This is a genomic window from Micromonospora sp. HK10 (genome assembly GCF_000982955.1).
Lineage (GTDB): Bacteria > Actinomycetota > Actinomycetes > Mycobacteriales > Micromonosporaceae > Micromonospora.
Genome location: NZ_KQ058874.1, coordinates 40,909 through 58,779, shown reverse-complemented (window position 1 = coordinate 58,779; position 17,871 = coordinate 40,909). Strand labels below are relative to the sequence as shown.

The 17,871-nt window shown below is 75.7% G+C and carries 12 protein-coding genes and 1 pseudogene; 9 read left to right on the top strand and 4 right to left on the bottom strand.

Going from position 1 to position 17,871, the window contains the following annotated elements:
- The first annotated feature begins 497 nt into the window (after positions 1 to 497).
- The 3 genes and pseudogenes from LQ51_RS25185 to LQ51_RS34605 all read left to right on the top strand — a co-directional run.
- The gene (locus LQ51_RS25185; RefSeq protein ID WP_046569820.1) at positions 498 to 995 is read left to right on the top strand and encodes an SAV_6107 family HEPN domain-containing protein; all 498 of its coding nucleotides are present in this window, start codon (positions 498 to 500) and stop codon (positions 993 to 995) included.
- Between the two features lie 131 nt (positions 996 to 1,126).
- Entirely contained in the window at positions 1,127 to 1,900 is a 774-nt protein-coding gene (locus LQ51_RS25180) for a hypothetical protein (RefSeq protein ID WP_046569817.1), read from the top strand.
- Positions 1,897 to 3,142: pseudogene (locus LQ51_RS34605) on the top strand (DNA polymerase Y family protein); the annotation flags it as partial. The gene LQ51_RS25180 and the pseudogene LQ51_RS34605, both read left to right, overlap by 4 nt.
- A gap of 1,220 nt (positions 3,143 to 4,362) precedes the next feature.
- On the opposite strand, the gene LQ51_RS33525 reads toward LQ51_RS34605, so the two are convergent.
- Positions 4,363 to 4,557: a hypothetical protein gene (locus LQ51_RS33525; protein WP_197087904.1), complete on the bottom strand. Its 195-nt coding sequence runs from the start codon at positions 4,555 to 4,557 to the stop codon at positions 4,363 to 4,365.
- A 183-nt stretch (positions 4,558 to 4,740) separates the two neighbouring features.
- Here LQ51_RS33525 and LQ51_RS25165 point away from each other — a divergent pair, with 183 nt between their 5' ends.
- The 6 genes from LQ51_RS25165 to LQ51_RS25140 all read left to right on the top strand — a co-directional run bounded on the left by LQ51_RS25165 (position 4,741) and on the right by LQ51_RS25140 (position 12,352).
- On the top strand, positions 4,741 to 8,346 hold the full coding sequence (locus tag LQ51_RS25165) for an error-prone DNA polymerase (protein WP_231605873.1): 3,606 nt from the start codon (positions 4,741 to 4,743) through the stop codon (positions 8,344 to 8,346).
- 96 nt (positions 8,347 to 8,442) lie between these two features.
- Positions 8,443 to 8,622 (top strand): hypothetical protein, encoded by a 180-nt coding sequence (locus tag LQ51_RS25160; protein ID WP_046569812.1) that lies wholly within the window; start codon positions 8,443 to 8,445, stop codon positions 8,620 to 8,622.
- A 14-nt stretch (positions 8,623 to 8,636) separates the two neighbouring features.
- Positions 8,637 to 9,386, top strand: coding sequence for a methyltransferase domain-containing protein (locus LQ51_RS25155; protein ID WP_046569809.1), 750 nt, complete (start codon positions 8,637 to 8,639; stop codon positions 9,384 to 9,386).
- Entirely contained in the window at positions 9,383 to 10,546 is a 1,164-nt protein-coding gene (locus LQ51_RS25150) for an alkaline phosphatase family protein (RefSeq protein ID WP_046569807.1), read from the top strand. Before LQ51_RS25155 ends, LQ51_RS25150 begins: the two co-directional genes overlap by 4 nt.
- Before the next feature lie 38 nt (positions 10,547 to 10,584).
- A complete protein-coding gene (locus LQ51_RS25145) occupies positions 10,585 to 11,844 on the top strand; it encodes a DNA polymerase IV (protein WP_046569805.1) in 1,260 nt (419 codons plus the stop codon).
- A 115-nt stretch (positions 11,845 to 11,959) separates the two neighbouring features.
- Complete coding sequence (locus LQ51_RS25140) at positions 11,960 to 12,352, top strand: DUF3040 domain-containing protein (protein WP_046569802.1); 393 nt, start codon at positions 11,960 to 11,962, stop codon at positions 12,350 to 12,352.
- Between the two features lie 309 nt (positions 12,353 to 12,661).
- On the opposite strand, the gene LQ51_RS25135 is transcribed toward LQ51_RS25140, so the two are convergent.
- From LQ51_RS25135 to LQ51_RS25125, 3 genes are read right to left on the bottom strand one after another with little or no spacing between them, the layout of a single operon-like run.
- On the bottom strand, positions 12,662 to 15,127 hold the full coding sequence (locus LQ51_RS25135; protein WP_046569800.1) for a transglutaminase TgpA family protein: 2,466 nt from the start codon (positions 15,125 to 15,127) through the stop codon (positions 12,662 to 12,664).
- Between the two features lie 16 nt (positions 15,128 to 15,143).
- Entirely contained in the window at positions 15,144 to 16,442 is a 1,299-nt protein-coding gene (locus tag LQ51_RS25130) for a DUF58 domain-containing protein (protein ID WP_046569798.1), read from the bottom strand.
- Position 16,443: 1 nt separating this feature from the next.
- Positions 16,444 to 17,496 carry an AAA family ATPase gene (locus LQ51_RS25125; protein ID WP_046569796.1) on the bottom strand — a complete coding sequence of 351 codons (1,053 nt, stop codon included), beginning with the start codon at positions 17,494 to 17,496 and terminating at the stop codon, positions 16,444 to 16,446.
- Between the last annotated feature and the right edge of the window lie 375 nt (positions 17,497 to 17,871).

The window sequence follows — 17,871 nt, the reverse complement described above, 5'->3', positions numbered from 1 at the left end:
CTCCGGTCCGTCGGTCCCGGCGTGTCCTCCGCCGTCGCCCGGCGTGTCCTTCACCGCCGCCCGGCGTGTCCGCCGGCCTGCCGGCGATCGGCGACCGTCGGCGCGCCACACGTTGCATTTTCGTCGGAGGGGAGGTGTACTGTCAGAGCAGTTAGAACGAGTGTTCGATTTACTCGTACGCTCGTTCCAACGATCGCCTGGGAGAGGTGTTTCGCGGCGCCGACTCCCGGGAGGTGCGGTTCCGCGGACCGCACCGGGGCACCGGGCAGTCGCGAGTCCGGTCCCGTCAAGGCAGGATCGTCGTCCGCCGCCCACGACCCCCGGGCGGCGGACGACGAACCCGCCGGTACGCCGGCCGGGTGTGGTGTGGGGAAGCTCCACACCCGGCCGGCCACACCCGGTGCGTCTTCCTCCGCACCACCCGCTCCGGGCGTCCCGCCGGTGGATCCGATCCGCCGGGTGGCCCGCCCGCCCCGGTCCACGCGGAGGAGAGACCCATGCCGACCAGTCCGGCCCCGGCCCCGACGGTGCCCGCGCACGTGCTGCCGCACCGCACCCCCGCCCAACTGCTCGTGGTGGCCCGCCAGGGGCTGGCCGAGGCCGCCCGCACCCGGCCCGACGGCCTCCGGTACGCCGCCGCCCACCTCGCGGCGCTGCGCGCCGCCGCCGCCCTGCTCGCCGCCCGCGCCCGCCCCGCGCCCACCCGGCGCAACCGGATCACCAGCGTCTGGGTCCTGCTCGCCGCCGTCGCCCCCGAGTTGGACGAGTGGGCCACCTACTTCGCCGCCGGGGCGAGCAAGCGGGCCGCCGCCGAAGCCGGCATCCCCCGGGTGGTCACCGCCCGGGAGGCCGACGACCTGCTCCGCGCCGCCGAACAGTTCGTGACCGTGGTGGAGACCGCACTCGGCCTGACGCACCAGCCGACGCTCGACGGCCTGCACCGGTCGGCCCGGCTCGGCGGGTCCGACGCCGTGCCCGGAGCGGCCGCGGCCTGAGTCGTGGCGTCCGGCCACCATGGCGGGACCCAGGGTGGCCGGACGTCGCCCGAGCGCGGCGGCTCGCACCAGCGCAACACAGCACCACCCACGGGCCGGTACCCGTGGCAACACGACAGGGGGTAGGTCCGATGGCGGGCCGGATGGTGGTCGGTTCCGCCGCGCTGGCCGAGCTGGTGCGCCCGGCGAGCGCGCCCGACCCGGCCGGCGGCCACCGGGTGCTGCCCGTCCGGCCGGAGCTGACCGGGCTGCTGCCTCACCGCGGGCTGCGGCGCGGCAGCACGATCGCGGTCGGTGTCGGGCAGCCCCGACGCAGCGGGGGCACGTCGCTGATCCTCGCCCTGCTCGCCGAGGCGTCCCGGGCCGGTTCCTGGTGTGCCGTGGTCGGCGTGCCCACCTTCGGCGCCGGCGCCGCGGCCGAGGCCGGGATCGCCCTGGACCGGCTCGCCCTGGTGCCGAACCCCGGCCCGGAGTGGCCCACCGTCGTCGCCGCGCTCATCGACGGGGTCGACGTGGTGGTCACCGCCGTGCCGACCACGGTCTCCGCTTCCGTCGCCAACCGGCTGGCCGCCCGGGCCCGGCAGCGCGGCAGCGTGCTCGTCCCGTACGGGCGGTGGGACGGCGCGGACGTCACGCTCCAGGTGGTGCGCGGGGTCTGGGAAGGGCTCGGGGCGGGCCGGGGGCGGCTGCGGCGGCGGGAGGTCACCGTCTCGGCGCGCGGGCGGGGCGCCGCGGCCCGCCCCAAGGAGATCAAGGTCTGGCTGCCCAGCGACGAGCTGACCCGGGTCATCCCCCGGGCGGCCGGCGGCGTCGCGGCTGCCACCACCACCCCTGCGCCGCCACGGTTCCGGGTGGTGACGGGCGGCCCGGCCGCCCGGTCCCGCACCATGGTCGGCTCGGCATGACCGGTGCTCCGGTGCGGACCCTGCTGCTCTGGTGCCCGGACTGGCCGGTCCTCGCCGCCGAGATCGTCGACGGGGTGCCGGCCACCGATCCGGTCGTGGTGCTGCACGCCAACCGAGTGGTCGCCTGCTCGGAGCGGGCCCGCGCCGAGGGCGTACGCCGAGGGCTGCGCCGGCGGGAGGCGCAGGGGCGCTGCCCGCAGCTCACCGTCGTCGACCACGACCCAGACCGGGACGCCCGGGCGTTCGAACCGGTGGTGGCGGCCGTCGAGGAGGTGGCCGCCGGGGTCGAGGTGCTCCGCCCCGGCGCCTGTGCGCTGGCCGCCCGGGGGCCGAGCCGGTATCTCGGCGGGGAGGAGGCGGCGGCCGAGCGGATCGTCGAGCACGTCGCCCAGACCTGCGCCGTGGAGAGCCAGGTCGGTGTCGCCGACGGGGTCTTCGCCGCCGGCCTGGCCGCCCGGGAGGGGCGGATCGTGCCGCCCGGTGGGAGCCCGGAGTTCCTGGCCACCCGGCCCGTGGAGGCGCTCGGCCGGCCGGCGCTGGCCGACCTGCTGCGCCGGCTGGGGGTGCGTACCCTCGGCGAGTTCGCCGCGCTGCCCGCCGGCGACGTGCTGGCCCGGTTCGGGTTCGACGGCGCGCTGGCGCACCGGCTCGCCGCCGGCCGGGACCACCGGCCGCTCGCGGTCCGGCAACCGCCGGCCGACCTGACCGTCACCGCCGACTACGACGACCCGGTCGACCGGGTCGACGCCGCGGCGTTCGCCGCCCGCACCCTGGCCGAGCAACTGCACGAGCGGCTCGCCGCGTACGGGCTGGCCTGCACCCGGCTCGGCATCGAGGCGGTCACCGCGCACGGCCAGGAACTGCACCGGGTCTGGCGGCACGACGGTCTGCTCACCGCCGCGGCCATCGCCGACCGGGTGCGCTGGCAGCTGGACGGCTGGCTCTCCGGCAGCAACGGTCGGGGCGGCGCCCGCCCGGCCCGGCCCACCGCCGGCATCATCCGGCTGCGGCTGGTGCCGGACGGGGTGCTCGCCCAGGCCGGCCTGCAGTCCGGGTTGTGGGGGGAGACCGGCGAGGAGCGGGAGCGGGCGCACCGCGCATTGAGCCGGGTGCAGGGCATCCTCGGCCCTGAGGCGGTGGTCACCGCCGTGCTCGGCGGCGGCCGTTCCCCGGCCGACCAGGTACGCCTGGTCCCCTGGGGTGACGAACGCCGCCCCGCCCGCCCCGGCCCACCCGTCCCGCCCGTCCCGGCTGTCCCGGCTGTCCCGGCGGTCCCGCCCGCGGCCCTGGCTGTCCCGGCGGATCCGGGGGTTTCGGCGGTCCCTGCGGTCCTGGCTGTTCCGGATGTCCCGGCTGTCCCGCCCTCGGTGGTGTCCCGGGCTCCGGTGGCGCCCCCGGCGTCCCTGCCCTCGGTGGTGTCCCCCGCCTCGGCGGCGTCTCCCGTGTCCCTGCCCTCGGCGGTGTCCCCGGCCTCAGCGGCGTCCTCGGCCTCGGTGGCCGAGACGGCCCTGCCGGAAGGGCCGGAGTCGACCAGGCCCGGCAGGCAGCCCTTGATCCACACAGGATGGACGCAAACCGTGGCTTTTCCCGCTACGGAAGGCCCGACTTGCCGCATCCCGAGCGCAGCACCCGTGGCCGCGACGGGCGGCGTGGCGGGGGTGGGCCGTCCGGCCGGGTCAGGGGTGACGCGGTCGGGTGGGGTGGCGCGGTCGGGTGGCGTGGCTGGGTCGGGTGGCGTGGCTGGGTCGGGTGGTGTGGCCAGGACGGACGGCGCGCTGCGAGCGGGCGGCGGCGCGTCCGGCGGTGAGCGGGTCGGCGGCAATGAGCGGGTCGGGGGTGGTGGCTGGGTCGGCGGCGGTGAGCGGGCCGGTCGCGGTGAGCGGGTCGGGGGTGGTGAGCGGGTCGGCCGCGGTGGTGGGCGGACCGGTGGTGGTGGGCGGACCGGTGGGGTGCGGTCCACCGGGACACCGGTCGATCCGCCGTGGCCGGGGCGGATGCCGCCGCCCGCGCCGGCCGTGGTGCTGCCCACCCCGATCCTCGCCACCGTGCACGACGCCGCCGGGGAGCCGGTCGTGGTGAGTGCCCGGCTGGCGGTGAGCGCCCCGCCCGCGCGGCTGACCGTCGGCGCCGGCCGGCCAACCGAGATCGTCGGCTGGGCCGGCCCGTGGCCGGTGGACGAGCGCTGGTGGGCGCCGGGCGAGGCACGCCGTCGGGCCCGGTTCCAGGTCTCCCTGGCCGACGGCGCAGCCCTACTGCTCGCGGTAGGGGGCGGCCAGTGGCTGGTGGAGGCGATCTATGACTGAGCGACGTACGACCGGGCCCGAGCGGGCAGCGGGCGGGCTGTGGCCTGGTCGGATGGGCGGGCTGTGGCTTGGTCAGGTGGCCGGGCTGTGGCCTGGTCGGGTGGGCGGGCTGTGGTCCGGTCCGGTCGGCGGGCTGCGCCATGCAGGACCCTCCGGACGCTACCGACTTGATGACGCAAACGGATCGCCATGCTGGACCGCCACCGCCACCGCCACCGCCACCGCCACCGCCACCGCCACCGCCACCGCCACCGTCCTCGCCACCTCCACCTCCACCGCCACCTCCACCTCCACCTCCACCGTCCTCGCCACCTCCACCGCCACCTCCACCGCCACCTCCACCGCCACCTCCACCTCCACCGTCCTCGCCGCCGGTGCTGCCGCCCTGATTCATCCACGTCATCATGTTCGTAGGCGCTCGCGAGTCATCTGCCGTCCGGTCCGCGAGACCGCCGGGAAAGATCTTGGAAGATTTCGGCCCCGGGAAGGGCCGGAAGCTTCCAAGATCTCGACGAGAGTCGGGCGAGGGGTGGGGCGGTGAGCTTCCACAACCCGAAGATGCCCTGGTCGGAGCTGGAGCAGGTGCTCTCCGGGCGGCCGGGCGGCGGCGCTGGCACCGGGCGGGGCGGCACCGGGCAAGGCTGCGCCGGGCAAGGCGGCGTCGGGCAGGGCGACACCGGGCAAGGCGGCGTCGGGCGGGGCAGCGCCGGGCAAGGCAGCACCGCCCCACCCGGCACCGAGCGGGGCAGCGCCGGGCAAGGCAGCACCGCCCCACCCGGCACCGGGCGGGGCGGCATCGGGCGGGGCAGCGCCGCCCCACCCGGCTCCGGGCGGGGCGGTGCCGGGCGGAAGGCCGGGGGCGAGCGGCACCTGCACGTCGTCGACCCGCTCGCGGTCGACGCCGACGGTGGTGACTCCCCGGCGTGGAGCCGCAAGCGGCAGCAGTACGCGCCGCCCGAGCTGCCCCGGCCGGACGGCGCGGTGCCCTACGCGGAGCTGCACGCGCACTCCAACTTCAGCTTCCTCGACGGGGCCAGCCATCCGGAGGAGCTGGCCGAGGAGGCCGCCCGGCTGGGGCTCACCGCGCTCGCCGTCACCGACCACGACGGCTTCTACGGGGTGGTGCGCTTCGCTGAGGCGGCCCGCGCGCTGCACCTGCCGACGGTCTTCGGCGCGGAGCTGTCCCTCGGGCTGCCCGGCCCGCAGAACGGCGAGCCCGACCCGCTCGGCCGGCACCTGCTGGTGCTCGCCCACGGCCACGAGGGGTACGCCCGACTGGCCGCCACCATCTCCCGGGCCCAGCTGCGCGGCGGGGAGAAGGGCCGCCCGGTCTACGGCGAGCTGGAGGAGGTCGCGGAGGAGCTGCGCGACCACGTGCTGGTGTTGACCGGCTGCCGCAAGGGGCACGTGCCGGCCACGCTGCTCACCGAGGGGGTCGACGCGGCGGCCCGGGAACTGGATCGGCTCACCGCGCTGTTCGGCGCCGAGACGGTGGCGGTGGAGCTGACCGACCACGGCCACCCCGTCGACGCGGACCGCAACGACGCCCTGGCCGAGCTGGCCGCCGCGGCGGGACTGCCCACGGTGGCCACCAACAACGTGCACTACGCCACCCCGGCCCGCCGCCGGCTGGCCACCACCGTGGCGGCGGTGCGGGCCCGGCGCAGCCTCGACGAGATCGACGGCTGGCTGCCCGCCGCCGCCACTGCCCACCTGCGCAGCGGCGCGGAGATGGCGGCGCGGTTCGCCGCGTACCCGGGGGCGGTGGCCCGGGCGGCCGAGTTCGGCGCGGAGCTCGCCTTCGACCTGCACCTGGTGGCGCCGCAGCTGCCGGCGTACCCGGTGCCGTCGGGGCACACCGAGATGAGCTGGCTGCGCCACCTCACGATGGCCGGCGCCCGGGAACGCTACGGTCCGCCCGAGGCGCACCCGGAGGCGTACGCGCAGCTGGAGCACGAGCTGCGGATGATCGAGGAGCTGGGCTTCCCCGGCTACTTCCTGGTGGTCTACGACATCGTCGCGTTCTGCCGGGAACAGGACATCTACTGCCAGGGTCGGGGCTCGGCGGCCAACTCGGCGGTCTGCTACGCGCTGCGGATCACCAACGTGGACGCGGTACGGCACCGGCTGCTCTTCGAGCGGTTCCTCGCCCCCGAGCGGGACGGCCCGCCCGACATCGACGTGGACATCGAGTCCGACCGCCGGGAGGAGGTGATCCAGCACGTCTACGCCCGCTACGGCCGGGAGCACACCGCCCAGGTCGCCAACGTCATCTCGTACCGGCCGCGGTCGGCGGTGCGGGACGTGGCCAAGGCGTTCGGGTTCTCGCCCGGCCAGCAGGACGCCTGGAGCAAGCAGATCGACCGTTGGGGCTCGGTCGCCACCGTCGACGTCGAGGACATCCCCGAGCAGGTGGTGGCGTACGCCAACGAGCTGCAGACGTTCCCCCGGCACCTGGGCATCCACTCCGGCGGCATGGTGATCTGCGACCGGCCGGTGATCGAGGTGTGCCCGGTGGAGTGGGGCCGGATGCCCGGCCGCAGCGTGCTCCAGTGGGACAAGGACGACTGCGCCGCCGTCGGCCTGGTCAAGTTCGACCTGCTCGGCTTGGGCATGCTGTCGGCGCTGCACTACGGCTACGACCTGATCGGGTCCAGCCTGGACCTGGGGGACATGGACCTGGACGACCCCGAGGTCTACGACATGCTCTGCCGGGCCGACTCGGTCGGGGTGTTCCAGGTGGAGAGCCGGGCCCAGATGGCCACCCTGCCCCGGCTCAAGCCCCGCGAGTTCTACGACCTGGTGGTGGAGGTGGCGCTGATCCGTCCCGGCCCGATCCAGGGCGGCTCGGTGCACCCGTACATCCGGCGCAAGAACGGCCAGGAGCCGGTGACCTTCGCGCACCCGCTGATGCGCAACGCGCTGGAGAAGACCCTCGGGGTGCCGCTGTTCCAGGAGCAGCTCATGCAGCTCGCCATCGACCTGGCCGGCTTCGACGCGGCCGGGGCCGACCAGCTGCGCCGGGCCATGGGGGCGAAACGCTCGGTGGAGCGGATGGCGCAGATCGCCGACCGGCTCTACGCCGGGATGGCCGAGCGGGGCATCACCGGCGAGCTGGCCGACGACGTTTACCGCAAGCTCACCGCGTTCGCCAGCTACGGCTTCCCGGAGAGCCACGCGATGAGCTTCGCCTACCTGGTGTACGCCAGCTCGTGGCTCAAGCGCTACCACCCGGGCCCGTTCCTGGCCGCGCTGCTCAACGCCCAGCCGATGGGCTTCTACTCGCCGCAAACCCTGGTCGACGACGCCCGCCGGCACGGCGTCGAGGTGCGCCGGCCGGACATCAACGCCAGCGGGGCGAAGGCGGTGCTGGAGTCCACGGCGGAGACCCGGTGGGGCAGCGTGCCGGGGGAGCCACCGCACGCCTGGGGGCTGAACGGTCCGGCGGTGCGGCTCGGCCTGGGCAGCGTGCGTACGCTCGGCGACGAGGTGGCCGAGCGGATCGAGGCGGAGCGGGCCGCGCACGGGCCGTACGCCGACATGCCGGATCTGGCCCGGCGGGTCGGGCTGACGGCCGCGCAGCTGGAGGCGCTGGCCACCGCGGACGCGTTCGCCGGTTTCGGGCTGACCCGGCGGCAGGCGCTCTGGGCCGCCGGCGCGGCGGCCCAGGACCGGCCGGGCCGGCTGCCGGGCACGGTGACCGGTACGGCCCCGCCCACCCTGCCCGGGATGGAGGCGGTGGACCGGCTGGTCGCCGACGTCTGGGCCACCGGCCTGTCCCCGGAGAGCCACCCGGCCCGGTTCATCCGGGACCGGCTGGAGGCCCTCGGCGCGGTGCCGATCGCCCGGCTCGGGCGGGTGGAGCCCGGCCGGCGGATCCGGGTCGGCGGGATCGTCACCCACCGGCAGCGGCCGGCCACCGCGGGCGGGGTCACCTTCCTCAACCTGGAGGACGAGACCGGAATGCTGAATGTCACTTGCTCTCCGGGGCTCTGGCAGCGCTACCGTCGGATCGCCCGCACCAGCGGGGCACTGGTGGTGCGGGGCCGGTTGCAGCGGTACGAGGGCGTCATCACCCTCACCGCCGACCGGCTGGACGCGATCGAGCCCCCCGTCACGCCGGCGTCCCGGGATTTTCGTTGACCGTAGTGATCCACATTACGGTTTCCCGGGGCCGGAGGCGGGAGACTCCCGGCACGGGTGGGCAGAGTGGCCCACCCGGGTATGGGGGATGAACCGATGACCTTTCACAGCACGTACCCCGGTGGCGTGGCGAACGTCCGGCGGACCCGGCTGGGTGCCGGTTGGGCGCCCAACCACGAGGTGGAGCAGCGGGAATACCAGGTGACCGACGGGCCGGTGGCCAACGCCCAGCGCTCCCGCGCCGAGGAGGACCCGGCCGGCGGCGGCGAGTCCTGACCCCGGGCCCGGGGATGACTAGGCTCGGCGGGGTGGAGCAGACCCGAACCCTGACCCCCCGTACCGCCGTGATCTGGGCGGTGCTCCGGGCCGAGCTGAACCGGCGGGCCGGCGAGCAGCTCACCGTGCTCGACGTCGGCGGCGGGACCGGCGGCTTCGCCGTCCCGCTCGCCGAGGCCGGCCACCGGGTCACCGTGGTCGACGCCAGCCCCGACGCGCTCGCCGCGCTGACCCGCCGGGCCGCCGAGGCCGGCGTCGCCGATCGGGTACGCGCCGTGCAGGGCGACGGCGACGCGCTCGCCGGGCTGGTCGAGCCGGCCACCGTCGACCTGGTGCTCTGCCACTCGGTGCTGGAGGTCGTCGACGACCCGGCGCCGGTGGTGGCCGCCCTGGCCGCCGCGCTGCGCCCCGGTGGCGCGGCCAGCGTCCTGGTCGCCGGCCGGGCCGCCGCCGTGCTGGCCCGGGCGATGAACGGGCACCTGGACGTGGCGGCCACGCTCGCCGCCGACCCGGCCGGCGCCGCCGGCCCCCGGGACACGCTGCGCCGCCGGTACGACGTCGAGGCCGCCGCCGCCCTGCTCACCGCCGGTGGGCTCACCGTCGAGGAGATCCACGGGGTACGCGTGCTGGCCGACCTGTTGCCCGCCGCCGTGGCCGACGGCCAACCGGCCGCCCTCGTGGAGCTGGAGCGGGCCCTGGCGGCCCGCTCGCCGTACCGCGACCTCGCCGCCCAGCTGCACCTGTTCGCCCGCCGCCCGGCATGATCGGCCCGGTCCCCGGACCGCTCGAACCGGTCGCGCCCCGCTTCGGCGGCGGCAGCCTGGCCGACGTGCTGCCCAGCGCGTGCGCGCTGCTCGGCGTGTCCGGCGCGGTCGACCTGCTCGGCCTGCAGCCACGGCTGGCCGGGGTACGCCGGATCGCCGTGCTGCTGGTCGACGGGCTCGGCTGGTACCAGATCCCCACGGCCGCGCCGTACGCCCCGACGCTGGCCGGGCTGGCCGCCACCGCCGGCGTCCCGCTCACCGTCGGCTTCCCGTCCACCACCCCGACCAGCCTGGTCAGCCTCGGCACCGGCACCCCGTCGGGCCCGCACGGGGTGCTCGGCTTCACGGTCCGGGTGCCCGGCACCGACCGGGTGCTCAGCCACATCGAGTGGCGCGGCGACCCGGAGCCGCTGCGCTGGCAGCCCGTCGCGACCTGGTACGAGCGGGCCCGCGCGGCCGGGGTGGCGGTGACGGTGGTCAGCCGTCCCGAGTTCGCCGGCAGCGGCCTGACCCTGGCCGCGAACCGGGGCGGCGACTACCGGGGCGCCGCCGACGCGGACGCGCTCGCCGTCCGGATGCTCGCCGCGCTGGCGGCCGGCGCCGGGCCGACCCTGGTCTCCGGCTACCACCCCGACCTGGACCGGCACGGGCACCTCAGCGGCGTCGACTCGGCGCCGTGGCGGCTCGCCGCCGCCACCGTCGACTGGCTGCTCGCCCGGCTGGTCGACGGGCTGCCGCCGGACGCCGCGCTGCTGGTCACCGCCGACCACGGTCAGCTCAACGTGCCCGCCGGGCACCGGTTCGACCTGGACACCGACCCCCGGCTGCGGGCCGGCGTACGGGTGGTCGCCGGCGAGCCGCGGGTCCGCTACCTGCACGTCGAGCCGGGCGCTGAGGCCGACGTGGTGGCCGCCTGGTCGGCGGTGCTCGGCCCGGCGGCGTGGGTGGCCACCCGGGCCGAGGCGGTGGCCACCGGCTGGTTCGGTCCGGTGCCCGAGGAGCACCTGGCCCGCATCGGCGACGTGGTGGTGGTCTGCCGGGACACGTACGCGGTGCTCGCCACCCGTTCCGAACCGCCGATGGCGTCCCGGCTGGTGGCGTATCACGGCTCGGACACCGCGGCCGAGATGACCGTCCCGCTGCTGGTGCTGCGGGGCTGACCGGCCCGGTTGTCGGACCGGCCGGATAGCCTGCCGGCATGGGCCGCAGCCAGTCGTTGCCCCGGGGCGGTGATCCGCGCTTCGGGCCGGACGCCGACGACACCGGCTGCCCGATCCTGCACGTCGACATGGACGCCTTCTTCGCCTCGGTGGAGGTGCGCCGCCGTCCGGAGCTGCGCGGCCGGCCGGTCGTGGTGGGCGGTGTCGGCCCGCGCGGGGTGGTCAGCTCGGCCAGCTACGAGGCCCGCCGCTACGGGGTGCGCAGCGCCATGCCCACCGCCCGGGCCCGGGCGCTCTGCCCGGACGCGGTCTACCTGCCGCCGGACTTCACGCAATACTCGGCCGCCTCCCGCGCGGTGATGCGGATCTTCCGGGACGTCACCCCGCTGGTCGAGCCGCTCTCCCTGGACGAGGCGTTCCTCGACGTGGCCGGCGCCCGGCGGCTGTTCGGCGCGCCGGCCGAGATCGCCCGGCTGATCCGCCGCCGGGTCGCCGAGGAGCAGGGCCTGACCTGCTCGGTCGGGGTGGCGCCGAGCAAGTTCGTGGCCAAGCTGGGCTCGACCCGGGCCAAGCCGGACGGGCTGCTCGTGGTGCCCGCCGCCCGGGTGCTGGAGTTCCTGCACCCGCTGCCGGTGGCGGCGCTGTGGGGGGTGGGGGAGCGCTCCGCCGAGGCGTTGCAGCGGCTCGGGCTGCGTACCGTCGGCGACCTGGCCGAGGCACCGCCGGGCCTGCTGCGCCGGGCGGTCGGCGAGGCGTCCGCCACCCACCTGCACGAGCTGGCCTGGGGGCGGGATCCGCGCCCGGTCTCCCCGGAGCAGGTGGAGAAGTCGATCGGCGCCGAGGTGACCTTCGACGTCGACGTGACCGACCCGGTGGAAATCCGCCGGGCGCTGCTGGCCCTCGCCGAGAAGGTGGGCGCCCGGTTACGCGCCGCCGGCCAGGTCGGGCGGACCGTGGCGTTGAAGGTGCGGCTGGCCGACTTCCGCACCGTCAGCCGGTCCCGCACGCTGACCGTGCCCACCGACACCGCCCGGGAGATGTTCGACACGGCCTGGGCGCTCTGGACCGCCCTGGCGCCCGGTGAGCCGGTCCGGCTGGTCGGCGTGCGGATGGAGGGGTTGGCCGGGGTCGAGGAGACGCCCCAGCAGCTCACCCTGGGCGCGCCGGAGCGCGGCTGGCGGGAGGCGGAGATGGCGGCGGACGCCGCGGCCGCCCGATTCGGGCGGTCCGTCATAGGTCCGGCCAGTCTTCTCGGCCGGGCCGATCCGCGTCGCGTCGAAAAACCGACCCGGCCGTAGGTCGTCCCGCTTTCCGACGCGCGAGCCCCCTCGTAGACTTGCGGGTAAGCAGCCGGTTGGCTGCCACGGTCTGTCGGCCCGACCGGGCCGACCAACGTGACCGGGGAGGAGTGCCGTGCCGCTCTCGGAGCACGAGCAGCGGCTGTTCGAGCAGATCGAGCGGTCGCTTGCCGAGGACCCCAAATTCGCCTCGGCCGTGCGCGCCAGCGACCCGCGATTCCACGCGCGGCGTCGCGTGCTCGTCGCTGCCGGCGTGGTCATCGCTGGTCTGGCCCTGCTGATCTACGGGGCCGTGATCAAGCTTCCCGTGGTGGCCGTGGCGGGCTTCGTCGTCATGCTTGCCTCGCTGGGCTACGCCGTGCAGTCGCACCGGCGTTCCCAGTCGCCGGACCTGCACGTGGTGGGCGGCACGACCAGCCGTCGCCCCCGCGGCCGGTCCGGCCGGCGGGGCTCGTTCCTCGACCGGATGGAGGACCGTTGGCGGCATCGCCCGGAGGGGCACCGCTGACCACGTCCCACTGAGGGCCGGGGCCACGACGGGACGCCGGGACGGCCGGCGACCGTGGTGGCTGCCACGCGCCCCGAACAGCCCGCCGCCGATCTCAGGCGGTGGGCTTCACCAGTAGCTGCGCAGGCAGCGTGACCGGGAGCGGCCGGTGCTGACCGAGGGCGGCCGGTGCTGACCGAGGGCCGCCGGTCCTGACCGAGGGCGGCCGGTCCTGAGCGGCCGATCCTGACCGAGGGCGGCCGGTGCTGATCGGGGGCCGCCGGCGAGGGGCGGCCGGTCCGCCGGCGGGGAGCGCCGGCGGACCCGACGTCAGCGGGCCACCCGGCCCGCCAGCAGGCGGCGCGGGTTCCAGCGCAACAGCCGGTCGCGCACCCGCCCCGACGTGGCCACCAGCCCCATCGACCGGTCGGTGACCGCGGTGCGCCAGCGCAGCAGCACCGACGGTGGCAGCAGGGCCGCCATGATCCGGGTACGCCGGTCGGCCCGGGCCGCGAGCGCGCCGCGTACCGAACCCAGGGCCGGATGCAGCGGCTCCCCGGTCAGCGGGTCGCGGGCGTACCGGGCGCGCTCCTCGGCCCGCCCGAGCAGCCGGATGCCGGTGACCGCCCCGGCATCCTCGACCAGGGTCTCCCGGACCAGCCGCTCGGCCGTGGCCCGCGGGGTCTCCGTCCGGTCCACCCGGACGTGGTAGTCCACCAGCGTGTCCAGCAACTCGTCCCAGGCCGCGTGGGCGTCCGCCCGGGCCCGCTCGGGGTCCACCCCGACGGTGAGGTCCCGGACCGCACCCCGCGGACCGGGCACGGTCGCCACCGCGCTGGCCGCCGGTGCGACCGCCCGGACCCGGCGGCGCCGGCGCAACGCGGAGCGCCGCAGCGCCGGCAGGGCGAGCAGTACCAGCAGGACCAGCACCCCGGCCAGCCACCACGGCCAGACCGGGTTCTGCTGGGCCGCGTCGCCGCCGCCGACACTCAAACCCTGGTCGGCGTCCTTGTCCAGCCGGTCCGGGTCGTTGGCGCCGGCAGACGGGTCGGCCCCGCTCGGCGCGGCGGTGCTGCCCGGCAGCGGGGTGCTCTCCTCGGGCGCGTCGGTGTCCGGCGCCCAGGCGGACCGGACCGCCCCCGCGACGCTCGCCGCCGGAGTGGCGTCGAACGGCACCCAGCCGACCCCACCGAAGTAGACCTCGGTCCAGGCGTGCAGGTTCCGGTTGGTCAGCACGTACGTGCCGCCGTCGGAGTTGCTGCCGTTGGTGAAGCCGAACGCCACCCGGGCCGGGATGCCGGCGGCCCGGACCAGCCAGGCCATCGCGGCGGCGTACTGCTGGCAGAACCCGGCCTTGGTGGCGAGGAAGTCGGTGATGTCGTCGCCGCTGGTGCCGCCCCGGGTGGAGAGCGAGTAGGTGAAGCCGTTCTCCACCGAGAAGTAGTCGTAGATCGCCCGGACCTTGTCGTAGTCGTTCTGCTTGCCCTTGACCAGCTGGGCGACCAGCCGGTCGACGGCCCGGACCGCCGGCGTGACGGTCTGCTGGCGCAGCACCGGGTCGTCGGCCGGCAGCGACGGCGTCCCGCGCAGCAGCGCCGGGCTGTACGTCGAGCGGACGTAGTCGAACGCGTAGCGCTTGCCGCGGGAGTTCTCCCGGTTGGAGAAGAGGATCTGCAGGTTCGGGTCGTAGAGCCAGCTGTTGTTCAGGTCCTCCGTCTTCACCGGCTCGGCGTACACCGGCAGCAGCGGCATGTTGAGGTTCTTCACCTCGACGGTGGCCCGGTAACGGCGCTGGTCCACGGCCCGGCCGGTGCGTTCGGTCGGGTCGGGCAGGCCGCGGTTCACCGACCGGCCGGTCGGCACCCGCACCCGGAAACCGTCCGGGCGCAGCTCATCGGCCACGCCGAAGCGCAGGTAGAACGGGGTGGGCTCGTTGGTGCTGACCTTGACCATCTCGGCCACCTCGGACTGGTTGAGCTGGCCGCTGAGCGCGGCGAACAGGTCGATCCGGCCCGGGCTGCCGCCCTGGCCGGGCCGCCCGTTGCCGTCGCCCGTGCCGTTGCCGACGGCCTCCATCAGCCCACCGGTCATCCCGGGCACGGCCAGCGGCAGGGCGACCGCGAGCGCCACCCCGACCACGGCCAGCCGGCGGCCCGCCGCGGCCAGCGGCGACGCCTCCCAGACGTCGACGTCGCGGCCCTCGCCGGTGAACCGGCGGCCGAACCGGCGCACCCGGTCCACGTTGTCGGTGACCAGCAGCCACAGGTAGCCGCAGGCGCCCACCACGAACGGGGTGGCCGGCACGCTGTCGACGTAGACCGCCACCGGCACCGAGTAGATGGCCAGCATCGGCAGCCCGGCCAGCGCCGGCCGGCGCAGCCCGACGGCCAGCACGTCCACCACCACCGCGACGCCGCCGATGCCCAGCACGGTGAGGAAGAGCAGCGAGTCGACGTCCGGGACCTTCACGCCGTACGTCCGCATGTCCTGCAGCGAGGCGCCCATCAGGTCACGGAAGTGGGCGAACGTCCCCGGCGTGGGCACGAACGCCAGCAGCTCGGTGCCGCCCGGGAAGATCCAGGTCAGCCCGAGCAGAAGGCCGGTGAGCATGGCGAGGACCTGCCCCCACAGCGGGAAGCGGGCCAGCCGGCTCAGCGCGGCGGCCCCGGCCACCACGACGACCGCGATGGCCGCCTGGATCAGCCAGGTCCAGCGTTCGAAGATGGCCGACAGCGGTGCCGCGGCCAGCAGGGTCGCCGCCGCCGCGACGAAGCCGAGGTTGCGGGTCGGGGTCACGGGACCACCCTTCCGGTCATCGCACGCCTCCGGCCACCGTCTCGGCCAGCGCCGCGCGCAGCGCGAAGCCCTGTGAGCCGCGGGCCGCCTGCGGCCAGAGCACCGGCAGCCGGCCGCCGTGCGCCACCCCGATCACCCGCCACCCGTTCTGCAGCAGGGTGAGCGCCGCGGTGCCGTGCGCGTGCGCCGCCTCCGCCCGCGCCTTGTCCGGCAGGTTGAGCCAGGTGGTGCTGTCCAGCAGGAAGCCGACGCAGGTGGCGCCGTTGCCGCGCAGCCCGGCCAGCAGCTCCGCCTCGGCGGTGCTGAGCGTGCCGAACAGCGCGATGATCAGCCCGCCGTCGGCCCGCTGCCGGACCTGCTGCACCAGTGAGGTGATCTCGCCGCGTTTGTCCAGCCGTACCTCGGCGAGGTGGTCGAGGAGCAGCCCGTCGCCGCCCGCCTCGGTGGCGTCCACGTCCGCGCCGTCGCCGGTGACCAGGCGCAGCTTGTAGCCGGCCTGGCGCAGGTGCACGGCGATGCTGGCGGCGGCGGAGACCGCCCATTCGAAGCTGGCCGTCGGGCCGTCCCCCCGGTGGCCGAAGGCCCGGGTGTCCAGCACCACGGTGGCGCGGCTCTCCCAGGGCTGCTCCTCCCGGCGCACCATCAGCTCGCCGGTGCGCGCCGTCGACTTCCAGTGCACGCGGCGCAGGTCGTCGCCCATCCGGTACTCCCGGGTGGCGGCGTCGTCCTCGCCGTGCACCGCCACCGAGCGGGCCCGGCTGTCGCCGCTGCCGGCGTACTCGCCGGGCAGGCGCACCGGGGGCAGCGGGGTGACCTGCGGGATCACCGTCAGGTGGTCGGTGCTGGGGAAGGCCCGGCTGAGCTCGCAGAGCCCGAACGGGTCGGTCAGCCGAATCACCAGCGGCCCCACCTCGTACCGGCCGCGCACGTCGGCGCGGACCGTGTACGCCACCGAGCTGGCCTGGTGCGCGCCGAGCCGCTCCAGCACCACCCGGGGCCGGCTGCCCAGGGCGTAGGGGAGCCGGTCCTCCAGCAGCAGCGTGCCGGTGGGCAGCCGGGACAGGTTCTGCAGCCGCAGCACCACCCGGGAGCTGGCCCCGACCGGCACCCGGTGCGGCTCCAGCGAGCGGCTGCAGGCCAGCTTGTAGCGGCTGCGGCCGACGTAGGCCGCGGCGAGCAGGGGCAGGATGGCGAGCAGGATGGCCACCCGGAGCAGGTCCTTCTCGCCGAGGATGGCGGCGGAGATGGCGGCGGCGACCGCGGCCGCCAGGAAGGAGCGGCCGCGGGTGGTCAGCCCGCGCAGCCCGTCGCGCACGTCACGGCCTCCGCGGCTCGTACGGCCCGCGGCCGTTGTTCGGGGCGGGCCGGGTGTCGTACGGCGAGCGCTTGCGGTCGTGTGGCAGCGGCAGCCGGTGCACCAGCTCGGCGACGATCGCGTCGGTGGTGCGGCGGGCCAGCTGCGCGTCGGCGGTCGGGATGATCCGGTGCGCCAGCACCGGCACCGCGAGGGCCTGCAGGTCGTCCGGGAGGACGTAGTCCCGCCCTTCCAGGGCGGCCACCGCGCGGGCGGTGCGCAGCAGCTGGAGGGTGGCCCGTGGGGACGCGCCGAGGCGCAGGTCGTTGGCCTCGCGGGTGGCGGTGACCAGGTCGACGGCGTACTGCTTGACCGCGTCGGCGACGTGCACCTGCCGGACGTGGCCGATCAGCCGGCGCACGGTGGCCGCGTCGGAGACCGGGCGCAGCCCGTTCAGCGGGTCGGCGGCGCCGTGCCCGTCGAGCATGGCCAGCTCGGCGCCCGCGTCCGGGTAGCCCATCGCGATGCGGGCGGTGAACCGGTCGCGCTGCGCCTCCGGCAGCGGGTAGGTGCCCTCCATCTCGATCGGGTTCTGCGTCGCGATCACCATGAACGGGGTCTGCAGCTGGTAGGTCACCCCGTCGACGGTGACCTGCCGCTCCTCCATGCACTCCAGCAGCGCCGACTGGGTCTTCGGCGAGGCCCGGTTGATCTCGTCGCCGACGACCAGGTTGGCGAAGACCGCGCCCGGCCGGAACTCGAAGTCGTGCGTCTCCTGGTTGTAGACGCTGACCCCGGTGACGTCGCTGGGCAGCAGGTCGGGGGTGAACTGGATGCGGCGCACCGAGCAGTCGATGGAGCGCGCCAGGGCCTTGGCGAGCTTGGTCTTGCCGACGCCCGGCACGTCCTCGATGAGCAGGTGACCCTCGGCGAGCAGCACCGCCAGGGCGAGCCGGACGGTGGCCGTCTTGCCCTCGATGACCTGCTCGATGTTGGCCACGATGGCCTCGCTGGCGGCGCGGAACTCGTCGTGCGGCAGCAGACCGCCCACCTCGTCCCAGGTCTGTTGTGTCACGGGCCTCCTCCTCGTCGCCTGGACGGCAGCTCTTTATAGAGCACCTGGACCCGCCGTTGGGTTCGCGACGCCGAGCCTCGTCTGCCGCAAGAATCTCAAATCTCACTGGCCTCTCAGGCTAACCATGTTTCTCGTTGTCGCCGACCCCCGCAGGCGGTCGGTCGGTTACGCCCGGAATATTCGCCGGACCGGGGGAATGTCCCGACCGATGGTGCGGGCGGGATGGCCCACGGGTAGGCGGGGTACACTGCCGGTCATGGCCGGAGTCTTCCTGCTTCTTACCGAGCCGTGCTGATGCGCTGAGCGCGCGACAGCACGGCCGCCCCTCCTGCGCGAGGGGCTTTTTTGTGCCCGCAGCAGACCTCCCATTTCCGA